Origin of the sequence: Streptosporangium sp. NPDC005286 (assembly GCF_040607515.1) — a bacterium.
In the GTDB taxonomy this organism is placed as follows: Bacteria; Actinomycetota; Actinomycetes; order Streptosporangiales; family Streptosporangiaceae; genus Streptosporangium.
The window spans coordinates 24,661-42,019 of the sequence record NZ_JBEXGU010000076.1; the positions used below are offsets into that span (position 1 = coordinate 24,661).

A 17,359-nucleotide genomic window follows, 5' to 3' on the forward strand; every position below is an offset into this window, starting at 1 on the left:
TCTCCCGTCCGGGTTCCGCTGGCCTGTTCACGAGCCCTGGCTCTGGGCGACCCGTTCGAAGGACGCCAGGATCATGTCCTGCACCACCTCGGCCAGGGCGCCGACGGTCGGGGCGGTGAAGAGCTCCCTCGGGGAGATCTCGACGTCGAACGCGCGCCGCACCCTGGAGGTCACCCGCAGGCTGGTGATGGAGTCGCCGCCCAGGTCGAAGAAGTTGTCGTCCACCCCGACCCGCTCGACCGCGAGCACCTCCGCCCAGATCCGGCCGAGGGCCTCCTCGGTCGGGGTGCGCGGGGCGGCGTAGGCGGCGCGCACGGCTCCCCTGCTCTCCGGTTCCGGCAGCGCCCGCCGGTCCACCTTGCCGTTGGCGTTCAGCGGCAGCCGGTCCAGGGACACGAACGCGGAGGGGACCGTGTAGGCGGGCAGCCGCTCGGCCAGCGACCGGGCCAGGTCCGTGGGCGAGGGCCGCGCGCATCCCGCGACCGGCACCACGTAGCCCACGAGATGCCTGCGCCCCGGCGCCTCCTCGCGCGCGACGACCACCGCCTCGGCCACGTCCGGCCGGGCCCGCAGCGCGGCCTCGACCTCGCCGGTCTCGATGCGGAACCCGCGGATCTTCACCTGGTCGTCGGTCCGGCCGAGGAACTCGATGTCGCCGTCCGCGCTCCAGCGGACCCTGTCCCCGGTGCGGTACAGGCGGCCCCCGGCGTCGAACGGATCGGCGACGAACCGCTCGGCGGTGAGCGCGGGCCTGCCGAGGTAGCCCCTGGCCAGACCGCTTCCCGCGAGGTACAGCTCGCCGGGGGCGCCGGGCGGTACCGGAGCGAGATCGCGGCCCAGCACGTAGGCACGCGTGTTGTCCATCGGGCGGCCGATCGGTGCGGCACCGGACCCGGCGAGCTCCGGCGTCATCTCACGGCAGGTGGCGAAGGTCGTGGCCTCGGTGGGGCCGTAGCAGTGGTGCACCTCCGTCGCCGGGCAGCGCTCCATCACCCGCAGCATCGCCGCCGGCGAGGCGGCCTCGCCTCCCGTCCACACCTCGCGCAGCCCGGCGAAGCACTCGGGCAGTTCCTCGGCGAAGAGGTTGAACAGCGCCGTGGTGAGGAACATCCCGGTGACGCCGTGCCCGGCGACCAGGCGCCGCAGGCTCCGGGCGTCCAGCTCGCCCTGGGCGACCACCACCCGGCCGCCGGCCAGCAGCGGGACCCACATCTCGTAGGTGGCCGCGTCGAAGGCGTGCGGGGAGTGGAAGAGAACACGCTCGTGCCCTCCCGAGCGCCACCGCCGGTCCGTGGCCAGGCTCACGATGTTGCGGTGGGTGACCGCCACGCCCTTGGGGACCCCGGTCGAGCCGGAGGTGTACATCACGTACGCCAGCCGGTCGGGGTCGGCCACGGCGGCCGGGCCCGCGAGCGGGGGACCGTCCAGGGCCGCGTCGCCGTCCACCACCAGTACCCGCGCCCCGAGCCCGCCGATCTTCGAGACCGTCGCCCGGTCCGTCAGCACGGCCACCGCCGCGGTGTCCCGCAGGATCCAGCGCAGCCGGTCGGGCGGGTAGCTCGGGTGCAGGGGGACGTAGGTGCCGCCGGCCTTGAGCACCGCGAGCATCGAGACCAGCGCGTCGGCCGTGCGCGCCTGGAGGACGGCCACCCGCGACTCCGCGGTCACCCCCAGGGACGCCAGGTGGCGCGCCAGCCGGTCGGCGCGCTCGTCCAGCTCGGCGTAGCCGAGGCTCTCCCCCTCCGACACCACGGCCGGCTCGCCGGGAACGGCGCGCGCCCGCTCGGCGAACAGCTCGTGCACGCACCGCGCGGGGGTGTCGTGGGCCGTGTCGTTCCACTCCACCAGCATCCGGCGCCGTTCGCGCCGGGTCTGCGAGGGCAGCGACCCGATGGTCCGTTCCGGGTCGGCCGCGATCTCCTCCAGCAGCACGGCCAGGTTCTCGCCGAGCCGCCGTACGGTCGCGGCCTCGAACAGCGCCCCGTCGTGGAGCAGCACGAAGGACAGTTCCTCGCCCGGATAGACGACCAGGTTGAGGGGGTGGCCGTTCACCTCGGCGGCGTCGACGTCCCGCAGCCGCACGCCGGCGGCGCCGGCCGGGGCGTGGTCGATCGGGTAGTTCTCGAAGACCACGACGCTCTCGAAGAGCTGGGCGCCGGGTCGCAGCTCGCTCCAGGAGCGCACCCGGGGCAGCGACACGGAGTCGTGCTCGCGCGCCCGCGCCTGCTCCTCCTGCAGCTCGCGCAGCCACGGCAGCAGGGCGCGGCTCTCGTCCACGGCGACCCGGACCGGCAGCGTCTCGATGAATATGCCGATCATGGACTCCGCGCCGGTCAGGTCCGCGGGACGGCCGGAGACCGTCGCGCCGAAGCAGACGTCCGGCTCGCCGCCGTAGCGGGAGAGCAGGATCCCCCAGGCTCCCTGCAGGAGGGTGTTGAGCGTGAGCCGGCCGTTCCTGGCGTGTTCGGCGAGCCGCCGCGAGACCGAGGCCGGCAGCTTCACGTTCACCCGGCCTGCCGCCCTGGGCCGGTGGTCCGGTGCGGGCGGCCGGTCGTACGGCAGGGGCGTCGGCTCCGTGAACCCGGCGAGCGCCTCGCGCCAGTACGCCTCGGCGTCGGTGTCGTCCAGGCCGAGCAGCCACTCGACGTGGTCGCGGAAGGGGCGGCGGGCCGCCGGCCGCCAGTCCCGCCCCTCGCGGCGCGCGGCGTAACAGGAGAGCACGTCCGCGAGCAGCCGGTGGACGCTCCACCCGTCCAGCAGGATGTGGTGCAGGGTCCAGACGACCCGCACCCGGGTGTCGTCGAGCCGGATGATCGCCAGCCGGGTGGGCGGGGACGCGGCGAGGTCCAGCCCGGCCTGCCGGTCCCGCGCGAGCAGCCGCTCCAGCTCCGCTCCCTGCTCCTCCTCCGGCAGGCCACGCCAGTCGTGATGGGCGATCGGCAGCCGGGCCTTCCGGTGGACCACCTGGAGCGGGTGGTCGAGCCCCTCCCAGGCGACGGAGGTGCGCAGCACCGGGGTCCGCTCCGCGACGAGCCGCCACGCCTCGCCGAGCGCCTCGGGGACGGCCACCCCTTCGACCACCATCTCGAACCGGGCCGTGTAGACGTCGGAGCCGGGTGCCATCAGGCAGTCGAAGAGCATGCCGCTCTGGGTGGGGGTGAGGGGGTAGACGTCCGCCACCGTGCGGCCGGTGCCGACCAGCGCGTCGAGGCTCGCCTGGTCCAGACGGGCCAGCGGGAAGTCCGAGGGGGTGCGGCCGCCCGCGCCCGGCTCCGCGCAGTGCCCGACGATCCGCTCCACGGTCGCGGCGAACTCGTGGGCCAGGCGCTCGACGGTGGCGGGCTCGTGCAGGTTCGGCGAGTAGTACCAGGTGACCTGGAGCCGTCCGGACCTGATGGAGCCGACGACGTCGAGCACGTGCGGCCGGTTGTCGCGTGGATCCTGGAACAGCTCGATGCCGGAGATCTCCCGGTAGAGGTCCCCGTCCCCGGCCTCGGTGTCGAACCGGCCGAGGTAGTTGAGGCAGATCTGGGGGACGGGATCGCCGGCGAGCGCGGACCCGTCCCGGTAACGCAGCGCGCCGTACCCCAGGCCGCGCCGGGGAACCGCCCGCACCTGCTCCTTGACCGACTTGAGGAGGCCGCCCAGATCCTGTCCGCGGGGGACGTCCAGTGCCAGGGGGAAGTAGCTGGTGAACCACCCGACCGTGCGCGTGAGGTCCACGTCGGGGAAGATCTCCTCCCGTCCGTGGCCCTCCAGACCGAGCAGGACGCGGTCGCGCCCGGCCCATCCGGACACGACCCGGGCCAGGGCGGCCAGCAGCACGTCGGTGATCTCGGTGCGGTAGACGCCGGGAACCTCGCGGAGCAGGGCCCGGGTGGTGGTCTCGTCGAGTTCGACGGACACCTCGCGGACGCTCTCCACGGTGTTCGGGCCCCGCCCGCCGAAAGGCCCGCCGAGGGGCCCGTTGCCGGGTCCGTCGAGGGGCAGGGCCGCCGCGGCCCCGGCACGGCTCACCTTCGCCCAGTGGCCGAGCTCGTCGTCGAAGCCCCCGGCCTGGACGTGCCCGGCCAGGCGGAGGCTCCAGTTCTGGAACGAGGTCGTCCTGGGCCCGAGGTCGACGCTCTCCCCCTGAAGGATCTGCCGGTACGCGGTGCGCAGGTCCTCCAGCAGGATGCGCCACGACACGCCGTCCACCACGAGGTGGTGCGCGGTCAGCAGCAGCCGCGGCCCACGGCCGGTGCTGAGCAGTACCGCCGCGATCAGCGGCCCGTCGCCGAAGTCGACACGGGCCTGCGCGGCCGCCGTCTCCCGCTCGACGGCGGCGTCGAGTTCGGCGTCGGCGACGCCGGACAGGTCGGCCCCGCGCAGGATCACCTCCTCCCCCGCCGGCACGACGCGCTGCGACCACTCTCCCCGAGTGACCTCGAAGCGCGACCGCAGCGCGTCGTGCCGCTCGACCAGTGCCGCGACCGCCGCCCGCAGGGCCGTCTCGTCGACGTCGTCCGCCAGTTCCACGGTGACGAAATGGTTGAAGACCTCGGGAACCGTGAACCTCTCGAAGAGGAAGTGCTGGATGGGGGTCAGCGGCGCCCGGCCGCCCGGCCCTGCGCTCTCCGTGCCCTCTGTGCCCTCCGTGCTCCCGGGGCTTCGCACCTCGGTCACGTGAGGGCTCAGCGCCGCGATCGTCTGCCAGCGGAACAGGTCCCTGGAGGTGAGCCGCAGACCCGCCCCCCGCGCCCTGGAGGTGAGCTGGATGGCGAGGATGGAATCGCCGCCGAGGGCGAAGAAACCGTCCTCGACACCGACCCGGTCGACGCCCAGCACCTCGGCCCAGATCCCGGCCAGTTCCCGCTGCACCGGGTCGCCCGGCGGGACGTACCCGCCGTCTGAGTCCCGCGGGGCGCCGGGAGCCGGCAGGGCGGCACGGTCCACCTTGCCCCGCACGGTCAGTGGGAACTCCTCCAGGACGACGATCGCGGCGGGCACCATGTGGTCCGGCAGCACCGTGCCCGCGAAGGCTCGCAGCTCGGCGGGATCCGGCTCCGCGTCACCGGCGGGGACCACGTATCCGGTCAGCGCCAGGCGCTCGTGGCCAGGCCTGGCCTCGGTGGCCACGACGACGGCCCCGGCCACGCCCGGGTGGCTCTGCAGCGCGCTCTCGATCTCCCCCGGCTCCACCCGGAAGCCGCGGATCTTCACCTGCTGGTCGGTGCGGCCGAGATACTCCAGCTCCCCTCCGGGCAGCCGGCGGACGAGGTCCCCGGTGCGGTACATCCGGCCGCCCGGGGCTCCGAACGGGTCGGCGACGAACCGCTCGGCGGTCAGGTCCGGCCGGTTCAGGTAGCCCCTGGCGAGACCGGCGCCCGCGAGGTACAGCTCACCGGCGACCCCCACGGGCACCGGGTTGGCGTAGCCGTCCAGGACGTACGCGGCGGTGTTGGCGACGGGCGAGCCGATGGGGGGCAGCCCCCCGGCCCGGCCGGCGTCCTGCCAGGTGACGTCGCCCGCGGTGGCGACGACCGTGGCCTCGGTGGGACCGTAGTTGTTGACCAGCCGGTACGGCGTCCCCCGGCGCGGGCGGCGGCGGAGCACGTCCCCGCCGGTCAGGATCGCGCGCAGTCCGGTGGCGGCGAATCCGGGCTCGTCCAGGACGGAGTCCAGCCGGGGCGTGGGCAGGAAGCAGATCGTGGTGCCCATCCTGGCGAACCAGTCCACCAGCGCGGCGGGATCGTCCAGCGTCTCCCGGTCGGGCAGGGCCACCCGGGCTCCGGCGCAGAGGTAGGGCCACACCTCCCACACGGCGGCGTCGAATCCCAGCGACGCGACCTGCGAGGCCCGGTCCTCGCTGACCACCTCGAACTCCGCCACATGCCAGGCGCACAGGTCGGACAGGTTCCGGTGCTCGACCATCACGCCCTTGGGACGGCCCGAGGAACCGGAGGTGTAGACGATGTAGGCCAGGTCCCCGCCGGCCACGGCGATGTCCGGCTCGGTGACCGCCTGGCGGGTTTCGCCGGGGTCGCCCGCGTCCAGCGGCACGACCATGGCGTCCAGGTCGCGGGCCCGGCCCTCCGTCGCGCGATCGACCAGCACGACCGGCGCGCCGGTGTCGGCCACCACGTAGGCCAGCCGCGCGTGTGGGGTGTCCGGGTCGAGCGGCACGTACGCGCCCCCGGCCTTCAGCACGCCGAGGAGCCCCGCCACCAGCTCGGGGCCGCGCTCCGCGCACGCCACGACGGGCACGTCAGGACCCACGCCGAGGGCGCGCAGGCGGTGGGCCACCCGGTTGGCGCGCTCGTCCAGCTCGGCGTAGGTCCACCTTCGCTCCCCGCACTCCAGCGCGACGGCGTCCGGTGCCCGCCGGACCCGCTCGGCGAACAGACGGTGCACGGGGAGGTCCGCGCGGCGGTCCCTGACCTGGCCGTTCCATCCGGCCAGGGACCGCCGCTCGGCCTCGGTCAGCAGGGGCAGCCGGGCGAGCGGCCGGTCGGGGTCCTTGGCCACCGCGGCCAGCAGGACCTCCAGATGACCGGCCATCCGCTCGGCCGTCTCCCGGTCGAACAGGTCGGTGCTGTACTCGATCATCACGTCCAGCGCCCCGTCGCGCTCGACGAACTCCAGGGTGAGGTCGAAGATCGCCGACACGTGCGGGAGCCGGAAGCCCTCGGTGCGCGCGCCGGTGAACTCCAGCGGCCTCTCCGGTACGTTCTGCAGCGCCACCATCGCCTGGACCAGCGGGGTCCGGCTCGGGTCGCGGCCGTCGCTCAGCTCGTCCACCAGGCGTTCGAACGGGACGTCCTGATTGCCGAAGGCGCCGAGCACGGTCTCGTGCACCCGGCCGAGGAAGTCGGTGAAGGACAGGTTCCCGTCGACCGCCGACCGGAGCACCAGGGTGTTGATGAAGCAGCCGATGAGCGGTTCCAGCTCGGGGCGGTCGCGCCCGGAGATGGGGGTGCCGACCGCGATGTCCCGCTGGGAGGAGTAGCGGGCGAGCAGTACCTGGCAGGCGGCGACCAGCGTCATGAACAGCGTGGCGTCGTTGCGCGCGGCGAGCCCGTTGAGCGCCGCGGTGAGCTCAGGGGGCAGGGTGAAACGGTGTGCCGCTCCGGCGGAGGAGCGCACCGCCGGGCGCGGCCGATCGGTGGGCAGTTCGAGGGGTGACAGACCGGCCAGTTGTTCCCGCCAGTAGCCGAGCTGGTCCCGCATGGCCTCTTCCGTCCAGCGTTCGCGCTGCCAGACGGCGTAGTCGGCGTACTGCACGGCCAGCGGTGCCAGCTCGGCCCGGCCGCCCTCCCTGGCGGCGCCGTACAGCCTGCTCAGCTCGTCGGCGAGCACGTTCATGGACCAGGCGTCGATCACCGAGTGGTGCACGGCCAGCACCAGCAGATGCTCGCGTTCGGCACGGCGCAGCAGCGTCATCCGCAGCACGGGGCCGCGTCCCAGGTCGAACGGGAGGCTCACCTCCCGGCGCAGCAGGCGCTCCAGTTCCTCCTCGCCGAGCCCGGAGGCGTCCACGACGGTCAGCGGGACCTGAAGGCCCTTTGCGGGGTGGACGACCTGGACCGGCTCGCCGCCGGTCGAGGAGATGGTCGTCCGCAGCGACTCGTGCCGGGCGACGAACTCGCGCAGGGCCGACTCCAGCGCGGCGGGATCGAGCTCGCCGAGCAGCCGGTAGCCGAACCGGACGTTGTAGTCGGCGGCCTCGGGGTCGAACTCGTGGAAGAACCAGAACCGCCGCTGCGCGAAGGAGAGCGGCAGGTCCCCGGTGCGGGGCACGGGCACGACGGCACCGTCGGCCCCACTGCCGGCCCCACTGCCGGCCCCACTGCCGGTCCCGGTGGCGGCCGGGGTGACCGACGCCGCCAGCGCGGCGATCGTGCGCAGCTTGAAGATGGCACGGGCGGGAAGCTCGGCGCCGAGTGCCGCCCTGATCCGCGGGAGCACCCGGAAGGCGAGCAGGGAGTTCCCGCCGAGCTCGAAGAAGTCGTCCTCGACACCGACCCGGTCGACGCCCAGTACCTCGGCCCAGATGCCGGCGATCGCCCGCTCCGCGTCGTTGCGCGGGGTTCCGTAACCGGCGTCCGTGCCGTCCTGCCGGGCCGGCGCGGGCAGCGCCCCGCGGTCGAGCTTGCCGCTGGCCGCCAGCGGCAGCCGGTCCAGGGTGCGGAACACCGAGGGGATCATGTGTTCGGGAAGTGTCCGGGCCAGGAACTCGCGGAGCTCCGCCGCCGCCGGGGCCGCCTCGCCCGCCGGGACGAGATAGGCCAGCAGGCGCGTGTCTCCCGAGCCCTCACCGGAGGGCACCACGGCGACCTGGGCGATCGCGGGATGTCCGGCCAGCGCCGACTCGACCTCGCCCGGCTCGACGCGATAGCCCCGGATCTTGACCTGGTCGTCGGTGCGCCCCAGGTATTCCAGATCCCCTCCCGGCAGGCACCGCACCAGGTCCCCGGTGCGGTACATCCGCTCACCCGGCCCGCCGTACGGGTCGGCGACGAAGCGCTCGGCGGTCGCTCCCGGCCTGCCGTGGTAGCCGCGGGCCAGCCCGGCGCCCGCCACGTACAGCTCTCCGGGTACGCCCTCCGGGACGGGTCGCAGGGATCGGTCCAGTGCGTAGGCGCGGGTGCCGCGCATCGGGCGGCCGATCGCGACGGGTCCCCGGAGCGGCCCCGCCTCCGGCTCGACCCGGAAGGAGACGCAGCCGACCGTCGCCTCGGTCGGGCCGTACTCGTTGACCACCGCCACCCCGGGATGCCGTGCCCGCCACCGGTCGAGCACCTCGCCCTGGAGTGCCTCCCCGCCGATCACCAGTTCCGCCGTCGGCGAGCGATCCTCCGGCAGGTTCTCCAGGATCGGCAGGTGACTGGGGGTGACCTTCAGGAACGACGGCCGGTCTCCGGAGCCGCCGGGACGGCCGCCGTCCAGCTCGCCGACCTCGATCCGGCCACCCGCGGCGAGGGTGCCCCACAGCGCGGTCACCGTCAGGTCGAAAGACGTCGACGAGTGCAGCAGCGCGACCCCCGCCAGCCCCGGGTAGTCGCGCTCGCAGCAGGCCAGGTAGCTCGCGAGCTGCCGCCGCTCGACCAGCACGCCCTTGGGGCGCCCCGTGGAGCCGGAGGTGTAGATCGCGTACGCCAGGTTCATCGGGCCCGCCCGGCGGTCGGGCTCGGTGACCGGCCGGTCCGCGATCGTCGGCCCCTCGTCGTCCAGGCAGACCACCCGCGCGGCCGTCGCGGGCAGCCGAGCCCGCAGGTGCGCCTGGGTCACGACGGCGGCCGCGCCCGCGTCGCCGATGGCGAAGGCCAGGCGGCCGGCCGGGTTGTCCGGGTCCAGCGGCAGATAGGCGCCGCCGGCCTTGAGCACTCCCAGTAGCGCCACGACGAGTTCCACGCCGCGCTCCGCGAAGACGCCGACGAGCGTGTCCGGGCCGACGCCGCAGGCGCGAAGGTGGTGCGCGAGCTGGTTGGCCCGCGCGTCGAGCCGCCCGTAGTCGAGCGACTCCCCGTCCGAGGCGACGGCCGTCGCCTCGGGGGCGCGGCGCACCCGCTCGGCGAACAGTTCGAGCAGGCACCGGTCCCCCGGTGACTCGGCGCCTTCACCGAACGGCGGTGTGGCGGCGCCCTCGGGCGCGGGTACGGACGGTGCGTCGTGGGTCACGCTGACTCCTGCCTTCGAGGACGTGTCCGATGACGGTTCGGCTAGTAGATGACACGGGAGGAGGCGCTCAGCCTGAACTCCCGGGACTTGCGCAGGTCCCTCGCCACGTTCAGACGGCGCAGCCAGCGGTCCGTCCCGTCGAAGCGCGCGCTGAAGGGGCTGCGCCCGTGGACGGCCTTGTAGTTGTCGATGAGGCAGATGTCACCCGGCTTGAGGACGACCCCGGTCATCGCGGAATCCAGCGCCGTCCCGAATGCGGCAAGCGCTTTACCAGCGTTCTCTTCCTGGATCCCGCCCATGTAGTGCGGATCGATGCGGATATATGGGTCGTCAGGGTCGCCGAAAAGGACCGCAACAGGCTCAGGAGTGTCCAGTGCCAGGTCGACCTGCCGGTAACTGCGTTTCCGTAGATCCGCGACCTTCGTATCCTCGTCGGTCACCGCGGCCCGATTCGCCGGGCGGTGCGAGTCATCCGGAAGAATGTAGAAGCGTTCCTGTGACAGAATGGCTTTGACATCATCGTCGATACGCACGTCGGAAACGTCGGCATAGGTCGTCTCGACCTCGTCGGGATTGCGCAGGCACAGCAGGCCGAGATAGTCGGTGCGCAACGGGTGGAAGGCGTCCTCGGTGTGCCAGACAAGCGTTTCCTCGCTGCTCCAGCCGATCTGCTCGTGTTCGTAGCCCTTGATCGGGAAGACGTCGTGCATGATGTAGCCGCCCTGCTGCGTGGCCCATCCGATGGGGTCTCCCAGCAGGGACGCGATGAGGAAGAACGCGATGTCGTGCCCGATGGTGGGCGAGGGCACCGGCTTGTTCTTCCAGTCCGCGGGGGTCGGGCCGATCCTCGCGTCGTCCACCGGAAGCCCGGAGATCAGCAGGATTCCGGACGGCTCCGCGAGGCGGAACTCGTTGAGCGCCCTGCGGAGACGTCGCGGAAGTTCCTCGGCATACGTCCGGCTCTCGCGCTGGAAATCAGCGGACTCGACGGTCTGGTAACGCTGGGAGAGGTCCCGGACGATTTCCTCGATCACCATGACGTCGTCGTCCAGCAGATGTAATGCCAGCACAATTAACTCCCTCTGCCAACGGCAATCGGTTCCTGGGAATCACCGTGGCCGGGGCGGCCATTCGTCCCCGGCCCTAATCGAGCCTCCGGCATGACGGGGGGCGGGTTCAACATCTTTGACTTAGGGGCTAAACAGCGCAGTCAGAGCGGGCTTCGTGCTAACGTCGTATGTGGTTCTAATCCTCCGGACCGACCTTTTCCATGTCGCCGCCCTGTCGATCCGCCGACGCGGGACACCGTAGGTCAGGCACCTCCGGAGCCGAGGCCGTCGCCTTCTCGGCCGGCCGTTTCCCAGAACGCCATCGGCAGCATTAGGGAGAACTACATTGCGCCTATCGGGCCTCACCCGGGTGACCAGCGCCGCCGCGCATCTGCAGGTGTTCGCGATATCCGGGATCAGTGCGGTGCTGTTGACCAGGGCCTATCTCCAACGGGCCGGTTATCCCCAGCTCGGCGGAGGGAGCCTGCACATCGCCCACGTCCTGTGGGGCGGCCTGCTGATGACGGTGGGCATGGGCATCACGCTCGCGTTCCTCGGCCAGGCCGCACGGACCTGGGGTGCCGTCCTCGGCGGGGTCGGATTCGGGCTGTTCGTCGATGAGGTCGGCAAGTTCGTCACCCAGACGACCGACTACTTCTACCGGCCGGCCGCGGGGATCATCTACCTGGTCTTCGCCCTCCTGGTCGTGCTCTCCCAGTGGTTGAAGGGCCGGACCGACTTCTCCCAGCGCGAGCGCACGGCCAACGCCGTCTACGCGGCACTCGTCGGGGTGACCTCGGGGCTGACCGTGGAGCAGCGGCACGCCGCCGTGCGACTGGTCCAGGGCTCCGACGACGCGCTCGACGCGGCGGCGGTCCGGTTGCTGGGCATGGTCCCGGCCCGGGAGAAGGCTCCCGGGCCGTTGCGCACCGGCCTGGCCCGCGCCCGCGTCGCCCTCGACGGCCTGACGCGCCGCCCCCTGCTCGTCGCCCTCGCGGTGGTGTATCTCATCGTTCAGGCGCTCCTGCCCCTGGTGGGCCTCGGGCTGGAGAACGCCTACGGCACGCTCGACGGCGAGCAGGAGTGGGGGGCGGTGATCGGCATGGCTGTCTCGGCGGCGATCACGGTGGCGCTGGGCCTGTGCGGCGCGGTGCGGCTGCGCGGGAACCGCATGGCCGCCTTCCGGCTGCTCAACGCCGCGCTGCTGGTCGACATCCTCTTCGGCCAGGTCTTCGCGTTCGTCATGAACCAGTTCTCCGCGGTGCCCGGCCTGGCGGCCGACCTGCTGCTCCTGGCGATCATCTCCGCCGAGGTCCGGCGGCTGCGCGAGCCGGACTGAGGGGCGCGACGGCCGGCCACCGTCGGCCTGATCGTCGAATCGACCGTCGATCGGCGGTCAGGCCGACGACGGCTCGGCCATCGCCACGGCGATCTTCCGCGGCCCGGTGAACGGCTCGCGGCCGTGCGAGGTCAGCATGTTGTCGATGACCAGAAGGTCGTCCTGACGGTAGTCGAACCGCACGGACGCCGACCGGTAGCAGTCTCGCAGGTGGCCGACGACGTCGTCGGGGATCGTCCCGCCGTCGCCGTAGTAGGTGTTGCTCGGGAGGTTCTCCTCCCCGCACATCTCCAGCAGCCCCAGCCGCACCCCTTCGGGAAGGGTGGTGATGTGGAAGAAGGTCGCGTGGTTGAACCACACCGGGTCGCCGGTGACCGGGTGACGGTGCACGGCCTGGCGGACCGCCCTGGTCCGCAACCGGTCGCCGCCGAGCCACTCCGTCTGCACGCCGTTGCTCCGGCAGTAGTCCGTGACCTCGTCCTCGCTGTCGGTGTTGAACGCCTCGTGCCACGACATGCCGAGCTCGTCGCTGTAGTTACGGACCACCATCCACCCTCGCCGCGCGAACTCCTCGCGGATCGACGGGTCCATCCTGTCGTGGACTGCACGGGTGGAGGCCAGTGGCGTGGCGCCCTGGGACGACGGCGGTCGCAGGCAGTGGAAGTAGAGCACCATCGGCCAGACCGTCTGGTAGGAGTTCTCGTTGTGCAGGAAGATCTCCTCCTGCGAGGGGTAGTCGGTCGAGGTGTAGACATTGCCCTTGATCACGCTGCGCGGGGACGAGCGCTCCGCATAGGTCAGCGGCGCCCCCGACAGCTCGCGCACGACCTCGTCGAAACCGTCGACGCCGCCGACCTCGAAATCGCGGAACAACACGGCGCCGTGCGCGGTGAGGCTCTTGCGGATCTCCTGCCGGTCGGATCTCACCAGGTCGGAGATCCGGGCACCCCCGCCCTCGATGACGAGGGGCAGTTCGTGGCCGGTCATGGCCGGTCCCCCATCGCCTCGGCCAGGCTCCTCGGACGCATGTCGGTCCAGTTGTCCGTGATGTAGTCCAGGGCGGCCTGCCGGTCCGTCTCGGGCAGGACCACCGTCCACCCCGCGGGCACATCGACGAACGCGGGCCACAGGGAGTGCTGCCCCTCGTCGTTGACCAGCACGAGGTAGGTGCCTTCCGGGTCTTCGAAGGGGTTCGAGTTCATGGCGCTCTCCTTTTTGGAGGTTCTCCGTTCACGAGGCGTGCCGGAGCGGGGGTCAGTTGCGCTGGGGAGACAGGAAGAGCTCCCCGTGCAGCAGCGCCACCCCCAGGGAGGTGAGGGTGTGCAGCGCCGTGTTGCGGTTGCGGGCAGTGGTGATCAGTCCGGCCTTGCGCAGTACGGTGGCGTGCTTGCTGGCCCCCGCGAGAGAGATGCCGAGCCGCTCGGACAGGCCGCCCGTGGTGCAGCTCTCGGCCAGCGCCTGGAGCGCGGCCGCCCTGGTGTGCCCGACCAGGGCGCCGAGCGCCTCGTCGTCGGGCACCGGCGCCCCGGCCAGGTCGGACAGGAAGGCCGGGGTGCACGGCGCCGAGACCACCAGGGCGGGCAGCCCCGTCTCGTGCTCGGCGTCGAGGAAGAGGTAGTTCCTGCCCTGCAGGAACAGCGAGGGGCTCAGCAGCAGACCGCGTCCGCGCAGGTGGACGTCACGGTCCTCACTGTCGGGGATCTCCAGCACCGGCGGGTTCCAGCACAGCCTGGGGTGCAGCGTCTCAAGCAGGCACTCGACGCCGTTGCTGATCGTTATCCGGCCGTACGCCTCGCGCTCGGACTCCAGGTAACCTCGCACCCTGCTCCAGTACGGCAGCACCGCCACCTGACAGAACCCCAGCACGGTGGCGCTCACCCGCCGGCCGGCCCACTCGTCGGCCACGGAGCGCGGCTCGGCTCGGCCGGGAGAGCGCTCGACCAGTTCCAGCAGCTCCGTCGGCGCCCGGCGTTCACGGACCAGCTGCTCCACGCTGCCGACGCCCTCGCCCAGCCGATCACGCACATGCTTTCGCCACCCGTTCAGGGAGGCGCCTCCGTTGCGACCGAAGATGTCCAGCGCGAACACGCTCTCGGCCACCGGCCCGAGGCTCGCGACCATGCGCAGGCGTGCCAGGTCCTCAACCGTGAAATGAATCCTCAACACCGCGGCCCCCAGCGTTGTAGAAAGATTGGTTCTCTGTGTTGTTGGAAAGCAGGTCACGCCTCTCAGCAGAGGCTCCGGAAAATGATGGCCCGCTCTGCCGGCCGGCGCGCGGACTAATCGATCTCGGCGGGCGCCGGGCAATGCCCAGGACCGTCCGCGAGGATCCCCCAGTAAACCGAGAGTGATATTCTCACCACTCTCCCATTGGCTCTGTCAATAAGATCAACCTAACTCCGACGCCGATCGGAAGTCAACTCTCGTTGCAGAAAGCGTCAAATCTCATACACACCAGTTGATGCACTTACCTTCGGGACAGCCCCTGAGCTGTGCTGATCCCCTGATCTCTCGACCACCCAGAGCACGGCGGCACCGATTCCCGGCAGCCGGACGGCCGGGAACACGCCTCCCCCGAATCGGCGACCGGCCCATTACTCAGCGTACTGAAAGCGTGCCTGACCGCCCTGTTTAGCTATCGAGTCAATGATGTGGAGCCGGACCACGCTTTTGGTAGAGGCTTTCAACAATGCCGGGGTGGATGACACCGCCGAGCCGCGCCTTTCACATCACCCGGCGTTCTCCCGGTGTTCTCCCGGTGTTCCGTTCTCACGCGCAGGGATAAGGGTTCAGAATGGTCAAAAGCGTAGTTATCGTCGGAGGTGGCACGTCGGGCTGGATGACCGCCTCGTACCTGCGGGCGGCTTTCGGCGACCGAATCAACGTGACACTGGTCGAGTCGAAGAACGTGCCCACCATCGGGGTCGGAGAGGCGACCTTCAGCACGATCCGCCACTTCTTCAACTATCTGGGCCTGGACGAGCGCGAGTGGATGCCGGAGTGCCAGGCCACCTACAAGCTGGCGATCCGGTTCGAGAACTGGCGCTCCCAAGGCCACCACTTCTACCACCCGTTCGAGCGCCTGCGCACCGTGAACGGATTCCCGCTCACCGACTGGTGGCTGAACGAGCGCCCCGGCGGCCGGTTCGACAAGGACTGCTTCGTCATCGCCTCGCTCTGCGACGCGAACCGGTCTCCCCGCTATCTCTCCGGAGCACTGTTCGAGCAGGACTTCACCGAGGGCGGCGCGGAGCGCGGTTACCGCACCACGCTGACCGAACAGAACACACAGTTCCCCTACGCCTACCACTTCGACGCCGCGCTGCTGGCGAGGTATCTCACGAAGTACGGCACCGACCGCGGCGTCCGGCACGTGCTCGACGACGTGGTGAACGTGAACCTCGACGAGCGCGGCTGGATCAGCGACGTCGTCACCAGGGAGCACGGCGTGCTGGAAGGCGACCTGTTCATCGACTGCACCGGCTTTCGCGGGATGCTGCTGAACAAGGCCCTCTCGGTGCCCTTCATGTCGTACCAGGACACCCTGCCCAACGACCGGGCTGTGGCGCTGCGGGTGCCGGTGAACATGGCCGAGCGGGGCATCCGCCCCTGCACCACGGCCACGGCTCAGGAGGCGGGATGGATCTGGACGATCCCGCTCTTCGGCCGCGTCGGCACCGGCTACGTCTACGCCAGTGACTACTGCACGCCCGACGAGGCGGAGCGGACCCTCCGCGAGTTCGTCGGCCCGGCCGCGGACGACCTCGAGGCCAACCACATCCGCATGCGGATCGGCCGGAGCGAGAACTCCTGGGTGAACAACTGCGTCGCCATCGGACTGTCGAGCGGGTTCGTCGAGCCGCTGGAGTCCACCGGCATCTTCTTCATCCAGAACGCCGTCGAACAGCTCGTCAAGCACTTCCCCAGCGAGCGCTGGGACGACCGGCTGCGCCGGTCCTACAACCGCCAGGTCGCCAATGTGATGGACGGCGTGCGCGAGTTCCTGGTGCTGCACTACCACGCCGCGGCGCGAGCCGACAACGACTACTGGAAGGACGCCACGACCCGTCAGGTACCCGACGGGCTGGCCGAACGCCTGGAGCAGTGGCAGGTCAAGCTGCCCGACCCCGAGACGGTCTTCCCTCACTACCACGGGTTCGAGCCCTACTCCTACACCGCCATGCTCCTGGGGCTGGGCGGCCTCCCCGTGCAGGCCCCGCCGGCGCTGAGGCTGTTCGACGGCGCCGCGGCCTCCAGGGAACTGCGGATCGTCCGCGACCAGTCCCGTGAACTGGTCGACAGGCTGCCCAGCCAGTACGAGTACTTCGCGCGCCTGCACGACCTGCCCCCCGAGCGGCGGGCCGCGCACGGAGCACCACGATGAAGGACCCGCTGGTCGGCCTCTCTCCCTTCGACATCCCCTTCGAGCCCTCCTTCGAGCCCCCCTCGGCGCCGCCGGCGGTCGACCCGACGCGGTTCCGGTCGCTGATGTCCGCCTTCCCCAGCGGGGTCGCCATCGTGACGACCGCCGAGCCCGGCGGCAGGCCGTGGGGGATGACCTGCTCCTCGGTGTGCAGCGTCGCGCTGGACCCGCCGACCCTGCTCGTGTGCGTCCGCAGGCTCAGCCCGACGCTGAAGGCGATGCTGAAGCTGTCGACCTTCACCGTGAACCTCCTGCACGACCGCGCGCGGTACGCGGCGGAACTCTTCGCCTCGGGGACCCCGGACCGCTTCGAGCGGGTCAGGTGGCGCACGGAACCCTCCTTCGGCGGGCCGCACCTCGTGGACGAGGCCCACGCGTTCGCGGACTGCCGGGTCACCCGGACCGTCGAGGTGGGCGACCACACCGTGGTGTTCGGCCAGGTGTTCCGGGTGGAGCAGCGGGCTCGGGCGGTACCGCTGCTCTACGGGCTCAGGGAGTACTCCTCCTGGTCGCCCGCCCCCCGTCGTCCGGAGGGCCCGCGGCCGACCGGCGGCCTGCCTGCCTGAGACGCCGCAGACGGCGCGCGCCGGGTAGCCGGGACAGCCGCCACGCCCACCGCGAACGGCGGTAGGCGCGGGCGACGTCGCAGAGGAAGGCGACGTCGCCCGCCAGGTCGTCCCCGCCCGGCACGGTGTCCCGGGGCGGCTCCCCGGCGGGCGCCTCGTCTCCGGAGGCGGTGCGCAACGCGGCCGACAGCGTCGCCGCCTCCACGACGGCGTCCAGCTTCCGGCCGGTGATCCCCGCGGCCGGGGCGGGGGCCCCCGCCGCGGCCGCGCCGGGCGAAAGGAAGATCGCACCGCGGTACAACCATAACAAAAATAAAAATGA

9 protein-coding genes are annotated in these 17,359 nt (G+C 71.5%); 3 read left to right on the top strand and 6 right to left on the bottom strand.

Features of this window, described 5'->3' with window-relative positions:
- Positions 1-27: 27 nt before the first annotated feature.
- Positions 28-9,660, bottom strand: a complete 9,633-nt coding sequence (locus ABZU75_RS25540; protein WP_355558972.1) for an amino acid adenylation domain-containing protein — start codon at positions 9,658-9,660, stop codon at positions 28-30.
- 41 nt (positions 9,661-9,701) lie between these two features.
- Complete coding sequence (gene gntD, locus ABZU75_RS25545; protein ID WP_355558975.1) at positions 9,702-10,730, bottom strand: guanitoxin biosynthesis L-enduracididine beta-hydroxylase GntD; 1,029 nt, start codon at positions 10,728-10,730, stop codon at positions 9,702-9,704.
- A 325-nt stretch (positions 10,731-11,055) separates the two neighbouring features.
- Between gntD and ABZU75_RS25550 the strand changes: the two genes are divergently transcribed.
- A complete protein-coding gene (locus ABZU75_RS25550) occupies positions 11,056-12,048 on the top strand; it encodes a hypothetical protein (RefSeq protein WP_355558978.1) in 993 nt (330 codons plus the stop codon).
- A gap of 57 nt (positions 12,049-12,105) precedes the next feature.
- Here ABZU75_RS25550 and ABZU75_RS25555 read toward each other — a convergent pair whose 3' ends face one another.
- From ABZU75_RS25555 to ABZU75_RS25565, 3 genes are read right to left on the bottom strand one after another with little or no spacing between them, the layout of a single operon-like run.
- Entirely contained in the window at positions 12,106-13,035 is a 930-nt protein-coding gene (locus tag ABZU75_RS25555) for a TauD/TfdA family dioxygenase (protein WP_355558980.1), read from the bottom strand.
- Positions 13,032-13,250 carry an MbtH family protein gene (locus tag ABZU75_RS25560; RefSeq protein WP_355558983.1) on the bottom strand — a complete coding sequence of 73 codons (219 nt, stop codon included), beginning with the start codon at positions 13,248-13,250 and terminating at the stop codon, positions 13,032-13,034. Before ABZU75_RS25560 ends, ABZU75_RS25555 begins: the two co-directional genes overlap by 4 nt.
- A 52-nt stretch (positions 13,251-13,302) precedes the next feature.
- Positions 13,303-14,214: a winged helix-turn-helix domain-containing protein gene (locus ABZU75_RS25565; RefSeq protein WP_355558986.1), complete on the bottom strand. Its 912-nt coding sequence runs from the start codon at positions 14,212-14,214 to the stop codon at positions 13,303-13,305.
- A gap of 628 nt (positions 14,215-14,842) precedes the next feature.
- On the opposite strand from ABZU75_RS25565, the gene ABZU75_RS25570 reads away from it, so the two are divergent.
- Together ABZU75_RS25570 and ABZU75_RS25575 are read left to right on the top strand one after the other, a co-directional pair.
- Positions 14,843-16,432: a tryptophan halogenase family protein gene (locus tag ABZU75_RS25570; RefSeq protein WP_355558989.1), complete on the top strand. Its 1,590-nt coding sequence runs from the start codon at positions 14,843-14,845 to the stop codon at positions 16,430-16,432.
- Positions 16,429-17,037 (top strand): flavin reductase family protein, encoded by a 609-nt coding sequence (locus tag ABZU75_RS25575; RefSeq protein ID WP_350916826.1) that lies wholly within the window; start codon positions 16,429-16,431, stop codon positions 17,035-17,037. Before ABZU75_RS25570 ends, ABZU75_RS25575 begins: the two co-directional genes overlap by 4 nt.
- Here the strand turns inward: ABZU75_RS25575 and ABZU75_RS25580 are convergent.
- Positions 16,961-17,359 (bottom strand): DUF6545 domain-containing protein (locus ABZU75_RS25580; protein WP_355558991.1); only part of this gene is annotated, 399 nt, incomplete at its 5' end. The genes ABZU75_RS25575 and ABZU75_RS25580 overlap by 77 nt on opposite strands.